Origin of the sequence: Candidatus Hinthialibacter antarcticus (assembly GCA_030765645.1) — a bacterium.
Lineage (GTDB): Bacteria > Hinthialibacterota > Hinthialibacteria > Hinthialibacterales > Hinthialibacteraceae > Hinthialibacter > Hinthialibacter antarcticus.
In genome coordinates, this window is record JAVCCE010000077.1 from 39,353 (window position 1) to 55,618 (window position 16,266).

General features: G+C 51.1%; 14 protein-coding genes. 11 read left to right on the top strand and 3 right to left on the bottom strand.

The features are described 5' to 3' along the window. The first annotated feature begins 126 nt into the window (after nt 1-126). Together P9L94_20500 and P9L94_20505 are read left to right on the top strand one after the other, a co-directional pair. Nucleotides 127-1,614 (top strand): M43 family zinc metalloprotease, encoded by a 1,488-nt coding sequence (locus tag P9L94_20500; GenBank protein ID MDP8246472.1) that lies wholly within the window; start codon nt 127-129, stop codon nt 1,612-1,614. A 90-nt stretch (nt 1,615-1,704) separates the two neighbouring features. Then, the gene (locus P9L94_20505) at nt 1,705-3,399 is read left to right on the top strand and encodes a hypothetical protein (GenBank protein MDP8246473.1); all 1,695 of its coding nucleotides are present in this window, start codon (nt 1,705-1,707) and stop codon (nt 3,397-3,399) included. Between the two features lie 10 nt (nt 3,400-3,409). On the opposite strand, the gene P9L94_20510 is transcribed toward P9L94_20505, so the two are convergent. Together P9L94_20510 and P9L94_20515 are read right to left on the bottom strand one after the other, a co-directional pair. Beyond that, the gene (locus P9L94_20510; GenBank protein MDP8246474.1) at nt 3,410-4,261 is read right to left on the bottom strand and encodes a hypothetical protein; all 852 of its coding nucleotides are present in this window, start codon (nt 4,259-4,261) and stop codon (nt 3,410-3,412) included. A 134-nt stretch (nt 4,262-4,395) separates the two neighbouring features. Beyond that, a complete protein-coding gene (locus P9L94_20515) occupies nt 4,396-5,940 on the bottom strand; it encodes a glycosyltransferase family 39 protein (GenBank protein MDP8246475.1) in 1,545 nt (514 codons plus the stop codon). A gap of 118 nt (nt 5,941-6,058) precedes the next feature. Between P9L94_20515 and P9L94_20520 the strand changes: the two genes are divergently transcribed. The 8 genes from P9L94_20520 (at nt 6,059) to P9L94_20555 (ending at nt 13,701) form a co-directional block, all read left to right on the top strand. Then, nucleotides 6,059-6,817, top strand: coding sequence for a YebC/PmpR family DNA-binding transcriptional regulator (locus P9L94_20520; GenBank protein ID MDP8246476.1), 759 nt, complete (start codon nt 6,059-6,061; stop codon nt 6,815-6,817). 210 nt (nt 6,818-7,027) lie between these two features. Continuing rightward, the gene (gene ruvC / locus P9L94_20525) at nt 7,028-7,546 is read left to right on the top strand and encodes a crossover junction endodeoxyribonuclease RuvC (protein ID MDP8246477.1); all 519 of its coding nucleotides are present in this window, start codon (nt 7,028-7,030) and stop codon (nt 7,544-7,546) included. 15 nt (nt 7,547-7,561) lie between these two features. Then, nucleotides 7,562-8,164 (top strand): Holliday junction branch migration protein RuvA, encoded by a 603-nt coding sequence (gene ruvA, locus P9L94_20530; GenBank protein ID MDP8246478.1) that lies wholly within the window; start codon nt 7,562-7,564, stop codon nt 8,162-8,164. 494 nt (nt 8,165-8,658) lie between these two features. Continuing rightward, nucleotides 8,659-9,024, top strand: a complete 366-nt coding sequence (locus tag P9L94_20535; GenBank protein ID MDP8246479.1) for a response regulator — start codon at nt 8,659-8,661, stop codon at nt 9,022-9,024. A 35-nt stretch (nt 9,025-9,059) separates the two neighbouring features. Next, nucleotides 9,060-9,530 carry a chemotaxis protein CheX gene (locus P9L94_20540; GenBank protein MDP8246480.1) on the top strand — a complete coding sequence of 157 codons (471 nt, stop codon included), beginning with the start codon at nt 9,060-9,062 and terminating at the stop codon, nt 9,528-9,530. Between the two features lie 2 nt (nt 9,531-9,532). After that, nucleotides 9,533-10,429 (top strand): protein-glutamate O-methyltransferase, encoded by an 897-nt coding sequence (locus tag P9L94_20545; protein MDP8246481.1) that lies wholly within the window; start codon nt 9,533-9,535, stop codon nt 10,427-10,429. A 15-nt stretch (nt 10,430-10,444) separates the two neighbouring features. Continuing rightward, nucleotides 10,445-12,559 (top strand): chemotaxis protein CheA, encoded by a 2,115-nt coding sequence (locus P9L94_20550; GenBank protein MDP8246482.1) that lies wholly within the window; start codon nt 10,445-10,447, stop codon nt 12,557-12,559. Between the two features lie 44 nt (nt 12,560-12,603). After that, nucleotides 12,604-13,701 carry a chemotaxis response regulator protein-glutamate methylesterase gene (locus P9L94_20555; GenBank protein MDP8246483.1) on the top strand — a complete coding sequence of 366 codons (1,098 nt, stop codon included), beginning with the start codon at nt 12,604-12,606 and terminating at the stop codon, nt 13,699-13,701. 95 nt (nt 13,702-13,796) lie between these two features. On the opposite strand, the gene P9L94_20560 is transcribed toward P9L94_20555, so the two are convergent. Next, nucleotides 13,797-15,233, bottom strand: coding sequence for a sigma-54 dependent transcriptional regulator (locus tag P9L94_20560; protein ID MDP8246484.1), 1,437 nt, complete (start codon nt 15,231-15,233; stop codon nt 13,797-13,799). A gap of 323 nt (nt 15,234-15,556) precedes the next feature. Between P9L94_20560 and P9L94_20565 the strand changes: the two genes are divergently transcribed. After that, nucleotides 15,557-16,036 carry a chemotaxis protein CheW gene (locus P9L94_20565; GenBank protein MDP8246485.1) on the top strand — a complete coding sequence of 160 codons (480 nt, stop codon included), beginning with the start codon at nt 15,557-15,559 and terminating at the stop codon, nt 16,034-16,036. Nucleotides 16,037-16,266 lie beyond the last annotated feature (230 nt).

Consider the following 16,266-nt stretch of genomic DNA (forward strand, 5'->3'; position numbering starts at 1 on the left):
ACCACGGAGTTTATAACTCAATCCGCCTCTGCGTTCAAGGAATTCAACGCCGACAATCGGCTTGGATGGTCATTTTCGTTTGAATTCGATATACTTATTATGGATTTTACTTGGGGAGCATGTTGGTTGCGTATCAGGCTTATACTCATTTTTTCTATGATTTTCACAACGGCGCTCACATGGGCGGGCGGACCGTTGCAGATATGGAACGACCAAGCGGTGGTTTGGGACTCGTCGACGTTTCCAGTTCCTTACCATCTTGACCAGGGCGCACTCGGCCCCTTTTCCGCCGAAGAAGCCAAATCCCTTATTGAACAAGCCTTCGCTTTGTGGAGCCGCGTCGCCACATCCTCCATTTCATTTATGGCAGGCGGGGCGATGCCGATTGATATTGACGGCGCCAATTACCTTGATTACATCGACGGTCGCGCACCGGGGTTCAATCCCATTATTTTTGACGACGACGGCGGCATCACAGAAGCGGTGTTTGGTCAGAACGCCCAAAATGACATCCTGGGCTTCGCCAGCATCACCGAAAGCAATGAGACCACCATTCTTTCATCCCAAGTGGTGTTCAACGGGGCTTATCTCACCGCCCAAAATATTTCGGCGGCCGCCTATCAAGCCACCATCTTACATGAATTGGGCCATTGGATTGGCTTAGACCACTCTCAATTGCTGCGCCACATCGCCAACGACGGCGTCGGCTCCAATGACGTTTGGACGCCGATCATGTTCCCCACAACCACTGACGACGAAACCCAACGCACCTTGCTTACTGATGATGACCAGTGGGCGTTGTCCAATTTATATCCCCGCGACGGCTTCCATGAATCGACAGGCTCGATTCGCGGGCTGATTCAACAATATACGGAAGAAAAGCCCGGGTTGAACGTCATTGCGCGCCGGGTGGGCCATGTAACCGATCATATCTATTCGACGGTCAGCGGCGCCTTTGATACGCTGGGCGGGTCGTTTGAATTTAACGGACTCCCGGTTGGGGACTATCAGGTTTACATTGAACCGGTCGACTTGTTCTACCGGGGCAGTTCGTCGGTGGGGCGTTACGCCGCAACATTTAACAGCCTGTCGTTTCGGGACCCGCCGCCCGCGCAATACTTTCATACTGGCGACGACCGCATCAACCGCAGCCGTTGGACGCCCATTTCAGTTGAGGCGAACAGCACAAACAACGAAATTAACTTTGATCTGAATTTCGACATCGCTTCATTTGACGAAAATGATTCTCAACTTTTCGGATTGCCCGATGAGCAAATTGGCGCGGCGCCGCCCAACGCATCCACCCGCTACCAATACATTATGACCCTGGGCGGCAATGAAACGGCTGTCGAAATCAAAGTGAATAGCGCCCCTGATTCGCTGTTTGATTTATTGGTTGGAATGGAGCGGCGTCCCGGCGCGTTTGATCTGCCCACGGCGAGCAGCGTCAACGGCAACGCGAAGTTTCTGCTAACGCCGTCAAGCGACCCTCCGTTGCAGATTGCGCGCTATTTCATCGCAGTGCGAAACCGTTCGGAGGTTGATGCGCCCTTTACCCTGACGACCCAAACGCCAACAGCGAACACTCGCGTAGACTACGAACTGTATCGCTAGCCATATCAAATGTTCTTCGAGAAGAGAACCAAATCTCTGATGAACTGTTTTGTAGTAGAACGATATTTATAAGCAGAATGACGGTCATTCATGTATAAAACAATTTGCGTGGTTTTCATCCTTGCAGCGACAGCGCTTTCAGTGCATGCTGGCGGCCCATTGATTATTGTGAATGAGCGTGAAACCGTCTGGCCAGGCAATCTCGTCACATACTCCGTTGATCCAGGCAAATTGGGCGACCTATCTCACAACGACGCCGCGTTTTTGGTCGAGCAGTCGTTCCAGGCATGGAGCGATGTCGATACATCGTTGCTGCGCTTTCAGCGAGCGAACAATTTGTCCCGCGACGTGGATTCATCTAATTATAAAAATGTAAACAATTATCTGCCTCGAAACGTGGTGAACCCCATCATTTTTGACGACGATGGGGAAATTATCGAAAACATCTTTGGGTCTGGTTCCAAACAACAAATTTTAGGCGGAGCGCTCCCTGAATATATTGGAAACCGGATCGTGCGGGCGGAGATCATCTATAACGGATTGTTCTTTTCGAGCAACAACTCCAGCGACGAAGAAATTCTGGTCACGATGAAGCATGAAGCCGGGCATATCTGCGGGCTAGACCATACCCAACACTCGCGGCAGTTCGCCAACAACGGCATTGACGAAGACGACGCCGCGCTTTCGATCATGTATCCGACCACGTCAGATGATGATGCGTTTCGTTTGGCCCTCAGTTTCGACGACCGGATCGCATTGTCGAATTTATATCCCGGCACGAACCATTTGCCCAATTCAGGCCGCGTAACGGGCAGGGTGCGGCGCGGCTCGCGTCAGTTGCCCGGCGTCAATGTGATCTTGCGCGACGTCGAAGACCCATTTTTCAACATCATGTCAACCGTCACGGGCACGTTTGATAAAAACCAGGGGACGTTTGAGTTTACTGGCGTGCCTCCAGGGAAGTATCACGTATTGGTTGAGCCGATTGACGATGTGTTTACTTTGGCCTCAAGCGTGGGGCAGTACGCCGAGTCGCTTAACGACGATTCGTTCAAGAATCCAGTCAAGATTGAATATTACAACGACTCTGACGAGGCGTCAGAAGGGCGCAGCGTTGCAACTGTGATTGAAGTAAAAAAAAACCAGTCAAAAGATAACATCAACATCCAGGTTGATTCTAACAATACGACGGATGATGAATATCGCTACGGCTTGGTTCCAGTCGACGGCGTCATGCGGGGATATACCGATAACGGGCGTTTTTTGTTTGAGCCCAGCGGCGATGAAGACCGCATTGTCTTTCGCATCGAATTTGACTTTGCTACGCGATACTACATCGAAGTGGCGAGAGAGCGCTCAAACGGCTCGCTTGAAACCAGTGAGTTTTTAGCGCCGGACCAACAGACTTCAGTAGAAATTGTATTGTCCAACCGGGGGGATGTTGACTTAGACGACACCCGCTATTTTATTCTCATGGCGACAACAGAATTTCGAAATGTTCCCTTTACGCTCACAACAATAACAGGGGACGAACCGACCCCGACACCAACGCCTGAACCTACGCCCACGCCTGCGCCGACCGCGACGCCGGTCCCGCTCTCAATCGCGGACGTAAACCAGGACGGCGCGGTCAATGCGATTGATCTGTTTTCGTTTGCGCAAGATTGGCAGCGCGCCCATGAAGGCCAGGCGCGTTTTAACAGTTTGTTTGCGGGCGAAGATTCAGGCAAAGTCGACCATTTCGACCTCGTCGCCTGGGCGCGCCTATACTTGCAGGAACACTGAGAACTTGTGCTTATTGCGCCTGCGGCGCTACTTCTTGCGGCGCTTGCGGCCCATCGTGTTTTTGAGAGAAATCAGCAAGAATTTCTTTTAAATGCAACGCCATGTAATCCAAAATCGTCGCGTTGCCTTCCATAACAAACTGGTCGGTGTTTTGCGCGATCAATTCAGCGTTTTCTTGAATAAACGTCACATCATTCACTTTGCCCAACAGGCTATCGAGTTGAATGTCGTTACCGTCAATCTGAAATTGGCCGGTATTGATATTCATACCTTTTATATGATCGCGCGCTTTTTCAAACGCCGGGATGTAGTTGTCCCACATGGTTTGCCCGGCCTCAAATTCGTTGTCTTTGGCTTTTAAGAGAACGCCCAGCACTTCCCTGGTAAACCAAACGTATTCGTCAGGCGACATTTGGGCTTCGCGCAATAATTTGAGATGCTCATTGCCGATGGTGGCGGGCATCATCGCGGCTTGTTTAATGATCTCGCCAATCTTGCCCGCGCCTGAAATTTTTGACGAGACTCCGCCCTTGTCAAACGTCTGGCCGATCTCATCGCCCATTTTGCCGAATGTATCGCCATATTGCTCTGCAAATTTGACTGCGCTGGAACGGACCACAAAATACTCTTTTAAGCGCTCGTCAGTGAATAATTGATTTTCGGGCGGCGTGAAAGCAATCTCCTGGTCGAGCTGCTCATAATTTTGCGTGAGGGTGGTATATTCTTTGGCGATTTCAGTGCCAAACTGAACGGCTTGATAGGCGAAAAAGCCGACCCCGCCAAGCGCTAACACAATCAACAACGCGAGAAATCCGCCGCAGCCTAAACAACCCCACAATAATACTTTTTTTGTACTTGCCATGATTCAAACCCCTTGAAGGTGATATTGGTCTCTCGAACTGACTGGGTCTTGCTTGGAAACAATGCGTAATCATGTTATCACGCGATATGGTAGTTTATATCAAATATAACTACGACCGAAAAGAGGCAAACCTTTCATGCGTTTTTGCGGTTGGCCCTGAATGCCAAAATACCAGCAATGAGTAGCGCGGCAACAGCAACAAACGCCGCGCGGATACAGGCGGCCATATACAATTCGTTCTGAAGAATAATCGGCCACAGCGAAGAGGCTTGCCCGTTCCAGATGGCGTTCCAGTGCAAGACCGGCGATGAGAACTGGGGCAGGTAGACGTTGAATTGCAGCAGCATCGAGGCCAGCGGCATGCCTGGCGCGACCTGGATTTCTGGATAGCGCATCAAAAACGTACGGATCGTTTCAACCGGGTCAATCGCGATGCCGAGCAGTTGGATTACAACCGCAAACGCGCCCAGCGCGATCAGTGCGGCGGATTTCCATTTAGTATTGAACCAGGCGCCGTCATTCAGCCCCGCTGCGCCGATCAACATCACAAAGGGCGTGATCTGAAAGATATGCCTCGGCCCCCAATCAAAACCGCCCGCCCAGTTTTGCCACATCGACATGACAACGAGATAACTTCCGACCAGTAGATACACGCCGCCCGCTAGCCAGCGGTCGCGCTTCCAAAACGGGACTAGGCCAAACAATGCGAACAACAGCGGCGGCGAGTAGAGAAACAAACTGCGCCCCGGCGTGAAGAAAAACCCGTGCAGCCCCACCAATACTGGAGTCGTGAAATGCACGCCTTCGCTCTGGTCTTCGTAGCCCGTCGAGAAAAATGAATCAAAGCGGTATTGATTATAGAGAAGAACCACGAGGCCAAACACAGCCCACGGCGCCGCGAAGGCGATAATGCGCGTCCAGTCGATTTGAATGGGCGACTCTTTTTTATCAGGATCAATCAGCAGCAACCACAGCGCAGCCAGCCCGGTGACCAGGGTGTCGGGCCGGGTGAAGACGCCGTACGCCCAACAAAACCCGGCGAGCAGGTACCACTTCCACAGGCCGTTTTGTCGCGCCTGGAACAGCGCCCAAAATGCAGCGAGCAGACACAGCGCCGTCAGCGGTTCGGTGAAAAACGTGCGTCCATGCTGCCATTGGTAGGTACCAAAGGCGTACAATAATCCGCAAATGATTGTCCACTGGGTTTGAACGCCCACCAATAATAATAAATCGACCAACACCACGACCGTCAGCGCAGAAATGAGGATGGTAAACACACTCGCCCAGATTTTCAGAAAGAAATAGCCGTCGGGGTCTACAATGTCTGGAATCTGGTCTTCCATTGTTCCGGGAGGCTGCTGCATCCAAGCGGCGAAGTCGAGTTCTTCGCCGGGGTAGAGCATTCGTCCCAGCGCCATCCAAGACGCGGCGGCGACGGGCAACCCGAGGCCGTATTGGGCGTACTCTTTGCCGTCGATGCCTCTCTTGCTTGCGAACCCCGCCGGAAACGCGGGGATCGCGCCGCGCTGGCCCTCTAGCAGCGAAAGCGTTGTACGCAGGTTGATCTGTTCGTCCGGCGTGGTCAGAAAATGCCCCGGCAGAAACAGTAAATAAACGCTCAGCGTCGCGCCAAAAAAAGCAAAGACAATCCGTCGCCGCGCCGATGGGATATTCGTCATGGGTTCCCTATTTTTTCAGCCGCTTGTTCGTTGATTCGCCAGTGATATACTACGTTCTTGCGGAGACCCAGGCTAGCAATCCGCTTCACAAAACTGAATACATAAAGGAACCAATTCGATGTCCGGCCATTCTAAATGGAGCACGATTAAACACAAGAAAGCCAAACTCGACGCTGCGCGGGGCAAGGTTTTTACCAAGATTATTCGCGAGTTGACCACCGCAGCGCGCATCGGCGGCGGCGACCTTTCCAGCAACCCGCGCCTACGCACCGCCGTTGACGCCGCCCGCAGCGCCAACATGCCCAAAGACAATATTGATAAAGCCATCAAAAAAGGTACGGGCGAACTGCCCGGCGTTACCTATGATGAAATGACCTACGAAGGCTACGGCCCTGGCGGCGTGGCGGTCTTTCTTGAAGTATTGACCGATAACAAAAACCGCATCACGGCGGAACTGCGCCACATGTTTAGTAAATTCGGCGGCAACCTGGGCGAATCGGGCAGCGTCGCTTGGATCTTTGAGCGCAAAGGCCAAGTCATTCTAGAAGCGGAAGAAGGCCAGACGCTCAACGAAGATGAGATCATGGAAACCGCCATCGACGCCGGCGCCGAAGACGTTGAATTTGATGACGGCTACTGCACTGTCTCCACTAGCGTTGAAGACTTCAACGCTGTCTCGGAAGCGCTTCGTGAAAAAGGCTTCAACGTGACCGAAGCCAATCTGACCCGCATCCCCAGCACTACGGTTGCGCTCGAAGGCAAAAACGCTAACACCATGTTGAAGCTGATGGACCATCTCGAAGATAACGACGACTTGCAAAACGTCTACGCAAACTTCGATATCCCCGAAGAAATCATGGCGGCGATGGAAGCCTAAGCGCACCATTCATATCAAATATCCAAAGGCGGGGCGTTTGCTCCGCCTTTTTTTATTAATATGAAATCCCCTCTCCCTCTGGGAGCAATGTCATTGACTTAAGACTTTTAGCCCCCCCCCCTTTTTAAGGGGGGATGGCGCTGAAAGCGACAGGGGGGATTCGGGCGCAACGCGTTGCGCCATACGAACAATTTAGATTACAATGCCTTTATGATAACAGTCCCTCCCTTACGAATTTTAGGCATTGACCCTGGCTTGCGGTTTACCGGCTTTGGGGTTGTTGACGCGGTCAATCGGCAGGCGAAGTTAGTTGAATACGGCGTCATCACGACAACATCCGATGCGCCGCTGCCGGAACGCCTCAAAATCATCCATGACGGCGTCGCGGCGGTGATAGAAAAGCATCAGCCCGACCGCATGGTGTTCGAGAAGCTGGTGTATTGCAAAAATGTGTCCATCGCGCTGCTATTGGGGCAGGCGCGGGCGGCGGCGATCCTCGCGGGGGCGCAACAGGCGATGCCGATGGATGAATACAGCCCGGCGGAAATCAAACAGGCCGTGGTCGGCAAGGGCCGTGCTTCCAAAGAACAAGTACAAAAAATGGTGCGGCTGCTGCTGTCGCTCGCTGAAACGCCGGAGCCGGACCACGCAGCGGATGCGTTGGCGGCGGCGCTGACCTATATTCACTCCAAACCCGTTCACGACCTCTTGCAGCGGGCGCGCAAATAACCCACAATCCAAAACATGATTGACTTTCTCTCTGGAACGCTGACCGACAAGCGCGAGACCTACGCCATCGTCGGCGTGGGCGGCGTCGGGTTCCGCGTGAACATTCCACTGTCCACTTATCGTGAGTTGCCCCGCAGCGGCGAGGCGGTGCATTTATTTACTGTGCTTATCGTACGCGAGGATGATCTGAAGTTGTTCGGCTTTGCTACCGAAACCGAGCGCGATCTGTTCAATATATTGTCCAGCCTTAGCGGCGTGGGCGGAAAACTGGCGATGGATATACTCTCGTATGTCCCGGCGCCGCTGCTGGCGCAGGCGGTGCAACGCGATGAGCCAGCGCTGCTGTGTCAGGCGCCCGGCGTTGGCAAAAAGCGGGCGGAGAAGATCATCTTTGAACTCAGCCGTCAAAAACACCCATTATTGTTGATGACGACATCAACAGGGTCGGGCGGCGAAGAGGTTCCTATCACCGATGCGGGCCAGGAAGCGCACGAAGCCCTGTTAGCGCTTGGACTCAAACCCGCCGACGCCCAACGCACCCTTTCAAAAGCGGTTGAAACCCTCAGCGCCGAAGCCGAAGTCTCCTCCCTGATTAAAGAAGCCCTCAAATATCGCTAAACGCCGCTTGGAGGATGAATTCAGCCAAATTGTCCGCTCTTTTTTGTGAGGGATAGATCGTTGCATCTGTTTTATCTTACTAATACATATAGGTTTATGGAATAAAATCCAATGCTTTCCTCGTGATATTTCTATCCGATTCTACTGAACTTTCCTGTCTCGCCATTCTCATTCTAATCTCCAGGTGGAGTCTTTTTTATATGATTACGTAGTAATCATCTGTTTTTAAATGGGTTAGGTAAAAAGATGGCATTTGCGCTTTCAATCACATTCTTACAAATTGAGTAACGGCTTCGATTACAAATTCGATTTCGAATCTCTCAATTCGTCAAATCGATATTCTAATTTCGAAAAAAAATGTAGCAAAATCAGTAGGTAAGAACAAACTTTATACTAGTTTTCTTTGTTTTTATGTTTGGTATGACAATTGATATAAGAAAACCCGAATGAACGAAACTCAGTTAATGTCATTCAACTTGGAAGGAGACAAAATCGTGGGTAAATCAGTAATGATCGTGGACGACGCCGCATTCATGCGCGCGACATTGAAAGATCTCATCAGCAAAGGCGGTTTCGAAGTCGTTTCAGAAGCCGAAAACGGCCGGGACGCAGTTGATAAATACAAAACCTTTAAACCTGACCTGGTCACCATGGATATCACCATGCCAGAAATGGACGGGCTTGAAGCGCTGAAGAAGATTAAAGAAATTGACGGCAACGCCAAAGTGATTATGTGCAGCGCAATTGGTCAACAAGCCAACGTTTTATCGGCAATCAAATCCGGCGCGAGTGATTTTATCGTCAAGCCGTTCCAGCCAGACCGGGTGCTTGAAGCGCTCAACAAAGTTGCTGGTCAATAACTGTCGCATCAGGATACCGCCTAAGGAGCAACACCGTGAAAGTAGAATTTATTAATCCGTTTATTGAAGCAGCGTCTCAAGTGTTGGAAGAAATCGCCCAATTAAAATCGGAGCGAGGCGCACTTCGGCTGAAAAATACCAATGAGCCTTTTCGAGATGTCTGCGCCATTATTGGTTTGGTTGGCGATGTTCAGGGGCAAGTCATTTATGGCTTTGACCAAACCACCGCGCGCAGCGTGGTCTCTAAAATGATGATGGGCGCCGAAGTTACCGAATTTGACGAAATGGCCCGTAGCGCCCTGGGCGAACTCGGCAACATTATCTCAGGCAAAGCCTCCATCGGAATGGAAGAACTCGGCCTCATGATTGACTTATCGCCTCCGACCCTGGTCATGGCGCAAAACGTCCACATTTCAACCTTGAAGATTCCAATGATCGTGGTCCCGCTCGATACCGAATGCGGAATCATTGATTTATATGTTGGAATTGAACAGAAAGAGAAATAACGATGAGCGTCACCGCAACCATTCCCAATTCTGAGAAAACTCAAACGCCGGCCGCCAGTCGGTTTCTGTCTCCGGCGATGAGCGACAAAGAGTTTAAAGAATTACGCAGCCTCATCTTCGATTCCATTGGGATCGAAATTCGCGAACACAAAAAACACTTGCTGGTGAATCGCCTCGCCAAACGGCTGCGCCAATTGGGGCTGCCGCGCTTTAGCGACTATCTCGGGTATCTGGAAACCAGCCAAAACCGCCATAAAGAAATGGTTGAGTTGGTTGACGCCGTCACCACAAACAAGACTGACTTCTTTCGCGAACCCAAGCATTTTCAAGTGATGGATGAAGTCTCGTTACCAGCGCTGTTAGCAGACCCGGCGCGAAACAATCGAAATGTGAAAGTTTGGTGCTCGGCGTCTTCGTCTGGCGAAGAGCCTTATACCTTAGCGATTTGTTTAGCGGAATATTTTCAGAAGAAGCCTGGATGGACGTTTGAAATTCTCGCGTCTGATGTTTCTGAAACCATGTTGCGCACGGCGGCGTCTGGCATCTACCCGGAAGAGCGCATCCAGCCGGTTCAGTTTGAGTTATTACGAAAATATTTTCTCAAAGGCGAGAAACGCTACAAAGTCAAACCGGAACTGACCAAGCACGTTACCTATAAAAAAATCAACCTGAAACACGATTTTCATAATTCGCTATCGGGTTATGACATTATTTTTTGCCGCAACGTATTGATTTATTTTAACCAGGATTCACAAGACCAAATCATTGAAAAACACTGGCGCGTATTAAAACCCGGCGGCTACTTATTTTTGGGGCATAGCGAAACGCTCCATAAAACCAGCGGTCTGTTTGAATACATCGCGCCGTCTGTTTATCGAAAACCTATGAAAAGCGCCTAGCACCGGAGGAACACCATGTCATTTGATACGCAACAATATATAGAACTCTTTTATCAAGATGCAGAAGAACATCTCCAACTGATGACGGACGCCTTGTTGGATATGGAAAAAGACTCGGGCGATAAAGAGGCGCTTGGCGCGCTCTTTCGCGCGGCGCATACGCTGAAGTCGTCATCTGCGATGGTGGGTTTTATGCACGTGAGTGAATTCACCCACAAAATGGAAGACCTGATCGGCCATTGGCGCGACAGCAACGCGACCATCACAACCGAACAAGTGAACCTGCTCTTCAGTTCATTTGACGTGTTAAAAGATATGCTCGCCCATTTGCAGGAATCCGCCGCTGAAGAAGAAAAGAACCAGGTCAAACACAAAGCGAGCGACTTGATCGCAGTCTTCAAGCAAATCGTTTCCGGCGAAGAGCCTGAGCAGGAAGCAAGCAATGATGGCAAGAAAAAGCCGCGCGTTCGCTTGGATGAAGAATTGCGCAACCGCGTCGAAGAATTTCGCTTGGCGGGCGAACATATTTATGAACTGAATGTTGAATTTAAGGCCGATGTTCAAATGGCCATGACCCGCGCCTACTTGATCGTCAGTAATGTAGAAAAAATTGGCAATTTAATTGCCAGCGATCCGTCAATCGACGGCGACGGCGAAGAATTTGGAACCCACTTTACTGCGCTCATCGCTTCACATGAAAGCGAAGACAATGTGAAAGCCGCTTGCGATATTTCTGACGTCGAGAGCACGCAAGTCAGAGAAGTGACCGAGTCGGAACAGTTCGAATGGGGCGAAGAACAAGAAGCGGCGTCTCTCGCAGCAGCGCAAGTCTCAACGCCGGAGACGGAATCGCCAACGCCGGAAGCGCAAGCCGCCGATGCGGCGGTTGCGAAAAAAGTCGAGACCTCATTTGATCGTCGGGAAGACCGCTCAAAAACGCAGACCGTGCGCGTGAATATTGAAAAACTCGATCGTCTGCTCAATCTGGCCGCCGAACTCGTGATTCAACGCGGGCGCGCTTACGAACTGACGCAAGGTTTAGTCGCAGCGAATGGAAAAGGCGGTCCCGAAGAAGAACTGCTCGACGTGATTACCCAACAGGGCATGTTCATGTCGCAGCTGCAAGAAACCATCATGGAAGCGCGTATGGTGCCGATGGGCATGGTGTTCTCGCGTTTCCGCCGCGTGGTGCGCGACCTCGCCCAAGCAAGAGGAAAGAAAGTCAGCCTGGTCATCGAAGGCGAAGAAACCGAACTCGATAAAAAGATCATCGACCAGATCGGCGATCCGTTGATGCACATGGTGCGTAACGCCGTCGATCACGGACTCGAAACAACCGAAGACCGCAAAGCCGCAGGCAAAGCCGCCGAAGGCGAGTTGCATCTGGACGCGATTCATCAAGGCAACAACATCGTGATTAAAGTGCGCGACGACGGTCACGGTCTCAACGCAGACAAACTCAAAAACAAAGCGATTGAAAAAGGCGTCATTACGCCGGAAGAAGCGGCTTCGATGAGCGATAAAGAAGCGTGGCATTTGATTTTCCGCGCGGGCTTCTCGACCGCCAAAGAAGTGACCGACATCTCGGGCCGCGGCGTCGGCATGGACGTTGTGCGCCGTTCCATCGAGCAGCTGGGCGGTTCCGTCGAGATCGACTCGAAAATGGGAGAGGGCACGACCTTCTCGCTTAAACTGCCGCTGACGTTGGCCATCATTCAAGCCTTGCTGGTCGAAACGCACGAAGAACTTTACGCATTGCCGATATCCGCTGTTTCAGAAACCATTCGCATCGAACGCAGCGAAATCTTTAGCGTTCAAGGCAAAGGCAAAGTAATTCGTCTGCGCGATGAAGTGGTCCCCATTTTGAACCTGAGCCGCGTGGTGGGCAAAAAAATGGACGACGATGAAGATGAGCGCTTGTATGTTGCGGTGTTGCGCCAGGGCAATAATTATGTCGGCATCATTGTCGACCGCATGGTCAACGAGCAAGAAATCGTAATCAAATCATTGGGCGGAGAAGTCTCAAGAGCAGCCTACATCGCGGGCGCCGCGATCTTAGGCAATGGAAAAGTCATTCTGATTCTTGATACAGCGTCATTGGTTGAAAAATCGCTTGGATCCGCCGCTTGAACTGTTGATCGGCGTTGAGGGACTACTAGAGAAAGAGGGAGATCATGAATTCTAAAATCCGGGTACTTGTGGTTGACGATTCCGCCTTAATTCGAAAAATGCTTTCGGATTTGTTGAACCAAAACCCTGAAATTGAAGTTGTCGGTTCGGCGCAAGACGGGGCGTTTGTCATGAGGAAAATTGAACAACTCAAGCCTGACGTCATTACGCTTGATGTCGAAATGCGCACCAAGGGCGGGCTTGAAGTGTTACCTGAAATTGTCCGGGAACATCATATCCCGGTGATAATGGTGAGTGCTCATACCGAACAAGGCGCTCACTCGACATTAAAAGCGCTCGAACTTGGCGCAGTGGATTTTGTGACCAAGCCTCAGGCCGGTTTAGGCGTGAATCTGGAAGAAATTGTCGATGCGTTATGCCAAAAAATTATTGCGGTTGGCCGCTCTCGCGCCCGGACGCCCCAGCGGACGTTAACCGCTTTGCATAAACCGACAGCCTCGCGTCCTGTTTTACAGCGCCCCATTATTCCCGCATCGTGCGGCAAGGTCGACTTGATTGCGGTCGGCGCTTCAACCGGCGGGCCGGAAGCGCTGAGAGAATTATTGGTTAACTTGCCCGGAAACTTGCCCGGCATTTTAATCGTACAACACATGCCCGCAGGCTTTACCAAAGCGTTCGCAAACCGGCTTGACGGGCTTTGCGCGATGCATGTGAAAGAAGCCGAAGAGGGAGACCCCGTCTCAAAAGGGACCGCATTAATTGCGCCCGGCAGCCATCACATGGAACTGGTGCGCTCTGGCAGCGGTTACCGCGTCCGGTTGTTGGATACGGACCCGGTCAACCGCCACCGTCCCGCTGTGGATGTTCTCTTTAATTCCGTCGCGCGCCTGGTTGGCAAGCGTTGCGTCGCCATTCAAATGACCGGCATGGGCGGCGACGGTTCACGCGGCTTGTTGAATATTTTTGAGACGGGCGCGATGACCATCGCGCAGGACCAGGATTCATGCGTCGTGTTTGGAATGCCCAAAGAAGCGATCAAGTTGGGCGCGGCGACCCATATTCTACCGTTACAACAAATTGCGCCGTTTGTCACTAAGAGCCTCGGTGTTGAGCGTCAAATGCAAATGGCGGCGTCGAACTAAAGAATATCTCATCATCGCGTTTGAAAAATCAAAAACGCCAATTGATAATTAAATATCCGTTGGCGTTTTTCTGTTTTCGATGAGAACGCTATCCGCTAGTTTTTGCGAAAATCACTCGCTGAGAGTCCACACCGCGACATCACCCGATACATCGCTTCGCGGGTCAGCCTCGCTTTTGATGCGGCGTCGCGAACGTCGCCTTCGGTTTCATCCAGCAATTTTTTGATATACGCCGTCTCGGCGCGCAACAACGCGTTATCGCGAAATGATTTAAAATCTTGCGAGGTATCCACAGCGGGTTGGGCGGCTGCGGAGGCCGCTTGCGGCGGTGTTACGCCGTCTAGCGATAAATGTTCCGGGCCAATTTTTGCGCCGTCGCATTGGAAGAAAGCCGATTCAATCACAAAACGCATTTGCCGGATATTGCCGGGCCAGGGATACGCGCACAACATTTTTAATGCGTCCGTTGAGAATTCAATCTCTCTCTCATTGCTTTCTCTGATGCGCGCAAGAAACTGCTGAGCAATCACGGGGACGTCATCGACGCGCTCGCGCAACGGCGGCAGGCTGATGCGCACTGCTGAGATGCGGTAAAACAAGTCGGTGCGAAACGATCCCGTCTTGGTTTCCGCGTGCAGGTCGCGGTTGGTGGCGCAAATGATGCGAAAATCGCTCACCGTTTCTTTGGTAGCGCCGACCGGGCGAAAGCGCCCTGTTTCGAGACAGCGCAATAATTTCGGTTGGATGTCGGCTTCAATTTCACCCACTTCATCTAAGAACAACGAACCGCGGTGCGCGGCTTCCAACAAACCCTTGCGTTCGACCGCGCCTGTGAATGCGCCTTTGGTGGAGCCAAACAATGTCGCTTCGATCAAGGTGTTTGGCGTTGCGGTGCAATCCATAACAACGTATGAATGAGATTTGCGCTGGCTGTTGAGATGGACGGCTTCGGCGATAAATTCCTTACCCGAACCGGTTTCGCCTTCGATCAAAATGGGCAGCGAACTATGCGCCGCCCGCAAAACGGCTTCATAGACCGGCGCCATGATTTGAGACGGGCCAATCACGCCCGAAAATTCAAAATTGTGGTCAATGACCTTGCGCCGATAATCTTGACCGCGCCGTAAGTTACAGATTTCTTCGAGGCGCTCTAGCTTCTCTAATAGAATACCGCTAGTAATTGGTTTGGCGATAAAATCCCACGCGCCCTGGTGCATCGCCTCGACGGCTTTTTCAATCGTGCCGAAGCCTGTGACGATAATGGTTAACATGTTAGGGAACTGCAAGCGGATTTTTTTCATCAATACGATGCCGTTTTCTTTTCCCAGCATCAAATCAATGATCGCAACATCAATCGGGTGAGTTGTCACCAGATCGAGCGCCGCTGACGGGTTGGACGCTGCGTGGACCAAATATCCGCTCCGCTCTAAAATCGATTTGAGCGCATCGAGCACCATGACGTCATCATCGACCACTAAGATAGTGATCGACTTCTTGTTCTTCTTTTGAGCTTCTGTCGTATTTGTTTTCATTTTGATTCACAGAATATTAAATTACACATCTTGATAAGATTGTAATCACGCAGGTTACAACCGTAATGTGAATTTTCAACTTATAAAAAATATCTCTACGGCGTATCTGACATGACGCCAAAGAGGCTGTGGCTGTAACTCATTATATATGTGTTGGTTATGGAGGTGCTGGGCGCGGATGTTTATTCGCCATTATTTATCTGTACCGATACCGAGAATTGGCGCCGGGATTGCTTTTCCTTAAGGTCATAACAAATACGCAAATCAGGTTACGGCCTGAAACGAATTTTGCGATCAACTCTACATAATGTATGGAGGCTCTCATGGGCGCCGAAACTCAACAAGATTTACAGATCAACCAATACGTTAGTTTTGTCTTGCACGGCGAAGAATACGGCGTGCCCATTCTTAGCGTACAAGAAATCATTCGTCACGAAACGCTGACCCGCGTCCCGCAAAGCCCGGAATTTGTTGACGGTGTATTAAACTTGCGCGGACAGGTCATTCCCGTCATTAACTTACGCCGCAAATTCGGCTTGCCCGCATGCGAACAAGATAAAGCGACCCGCATTATTGTCGTTGAAGTAAGCGACCGGGTAATGGGCATTGTCGTCGACGAAGTATCTGAAGTGTTGCAGGTCAACCCCGACGACGTCTCCAGCACGCCGCCGATGGGAACGCAGGTGCGCCATGATTTTATTTCCGGCATGGCCAAGATCGGCGAAACTCTGGTGATTTTGTTGGAGATCGACAAAATTCTCACCACCGAAGAAAAAATTCTCGCAGAAGAAGCTGTTGCGTAACGCAAAAACAACGTTGCGTAATCGTCATTATCTCCTTCTTACTTGGGGGCCTTCACCGGCCCCTCTTTTCTTTTTTTAGGTTCATCCGGTAATTGAGTACTTGCATTGATGGATGGCCATAATATTTATTCAGAAACAGGCTCCGGCATTTCACAAATTGACAAACCAATCAGGCGTGGGTGGAACTCTGGGAGCGCCTGTGCATAAGGGCTTGAAAGCCCGCACTGAAG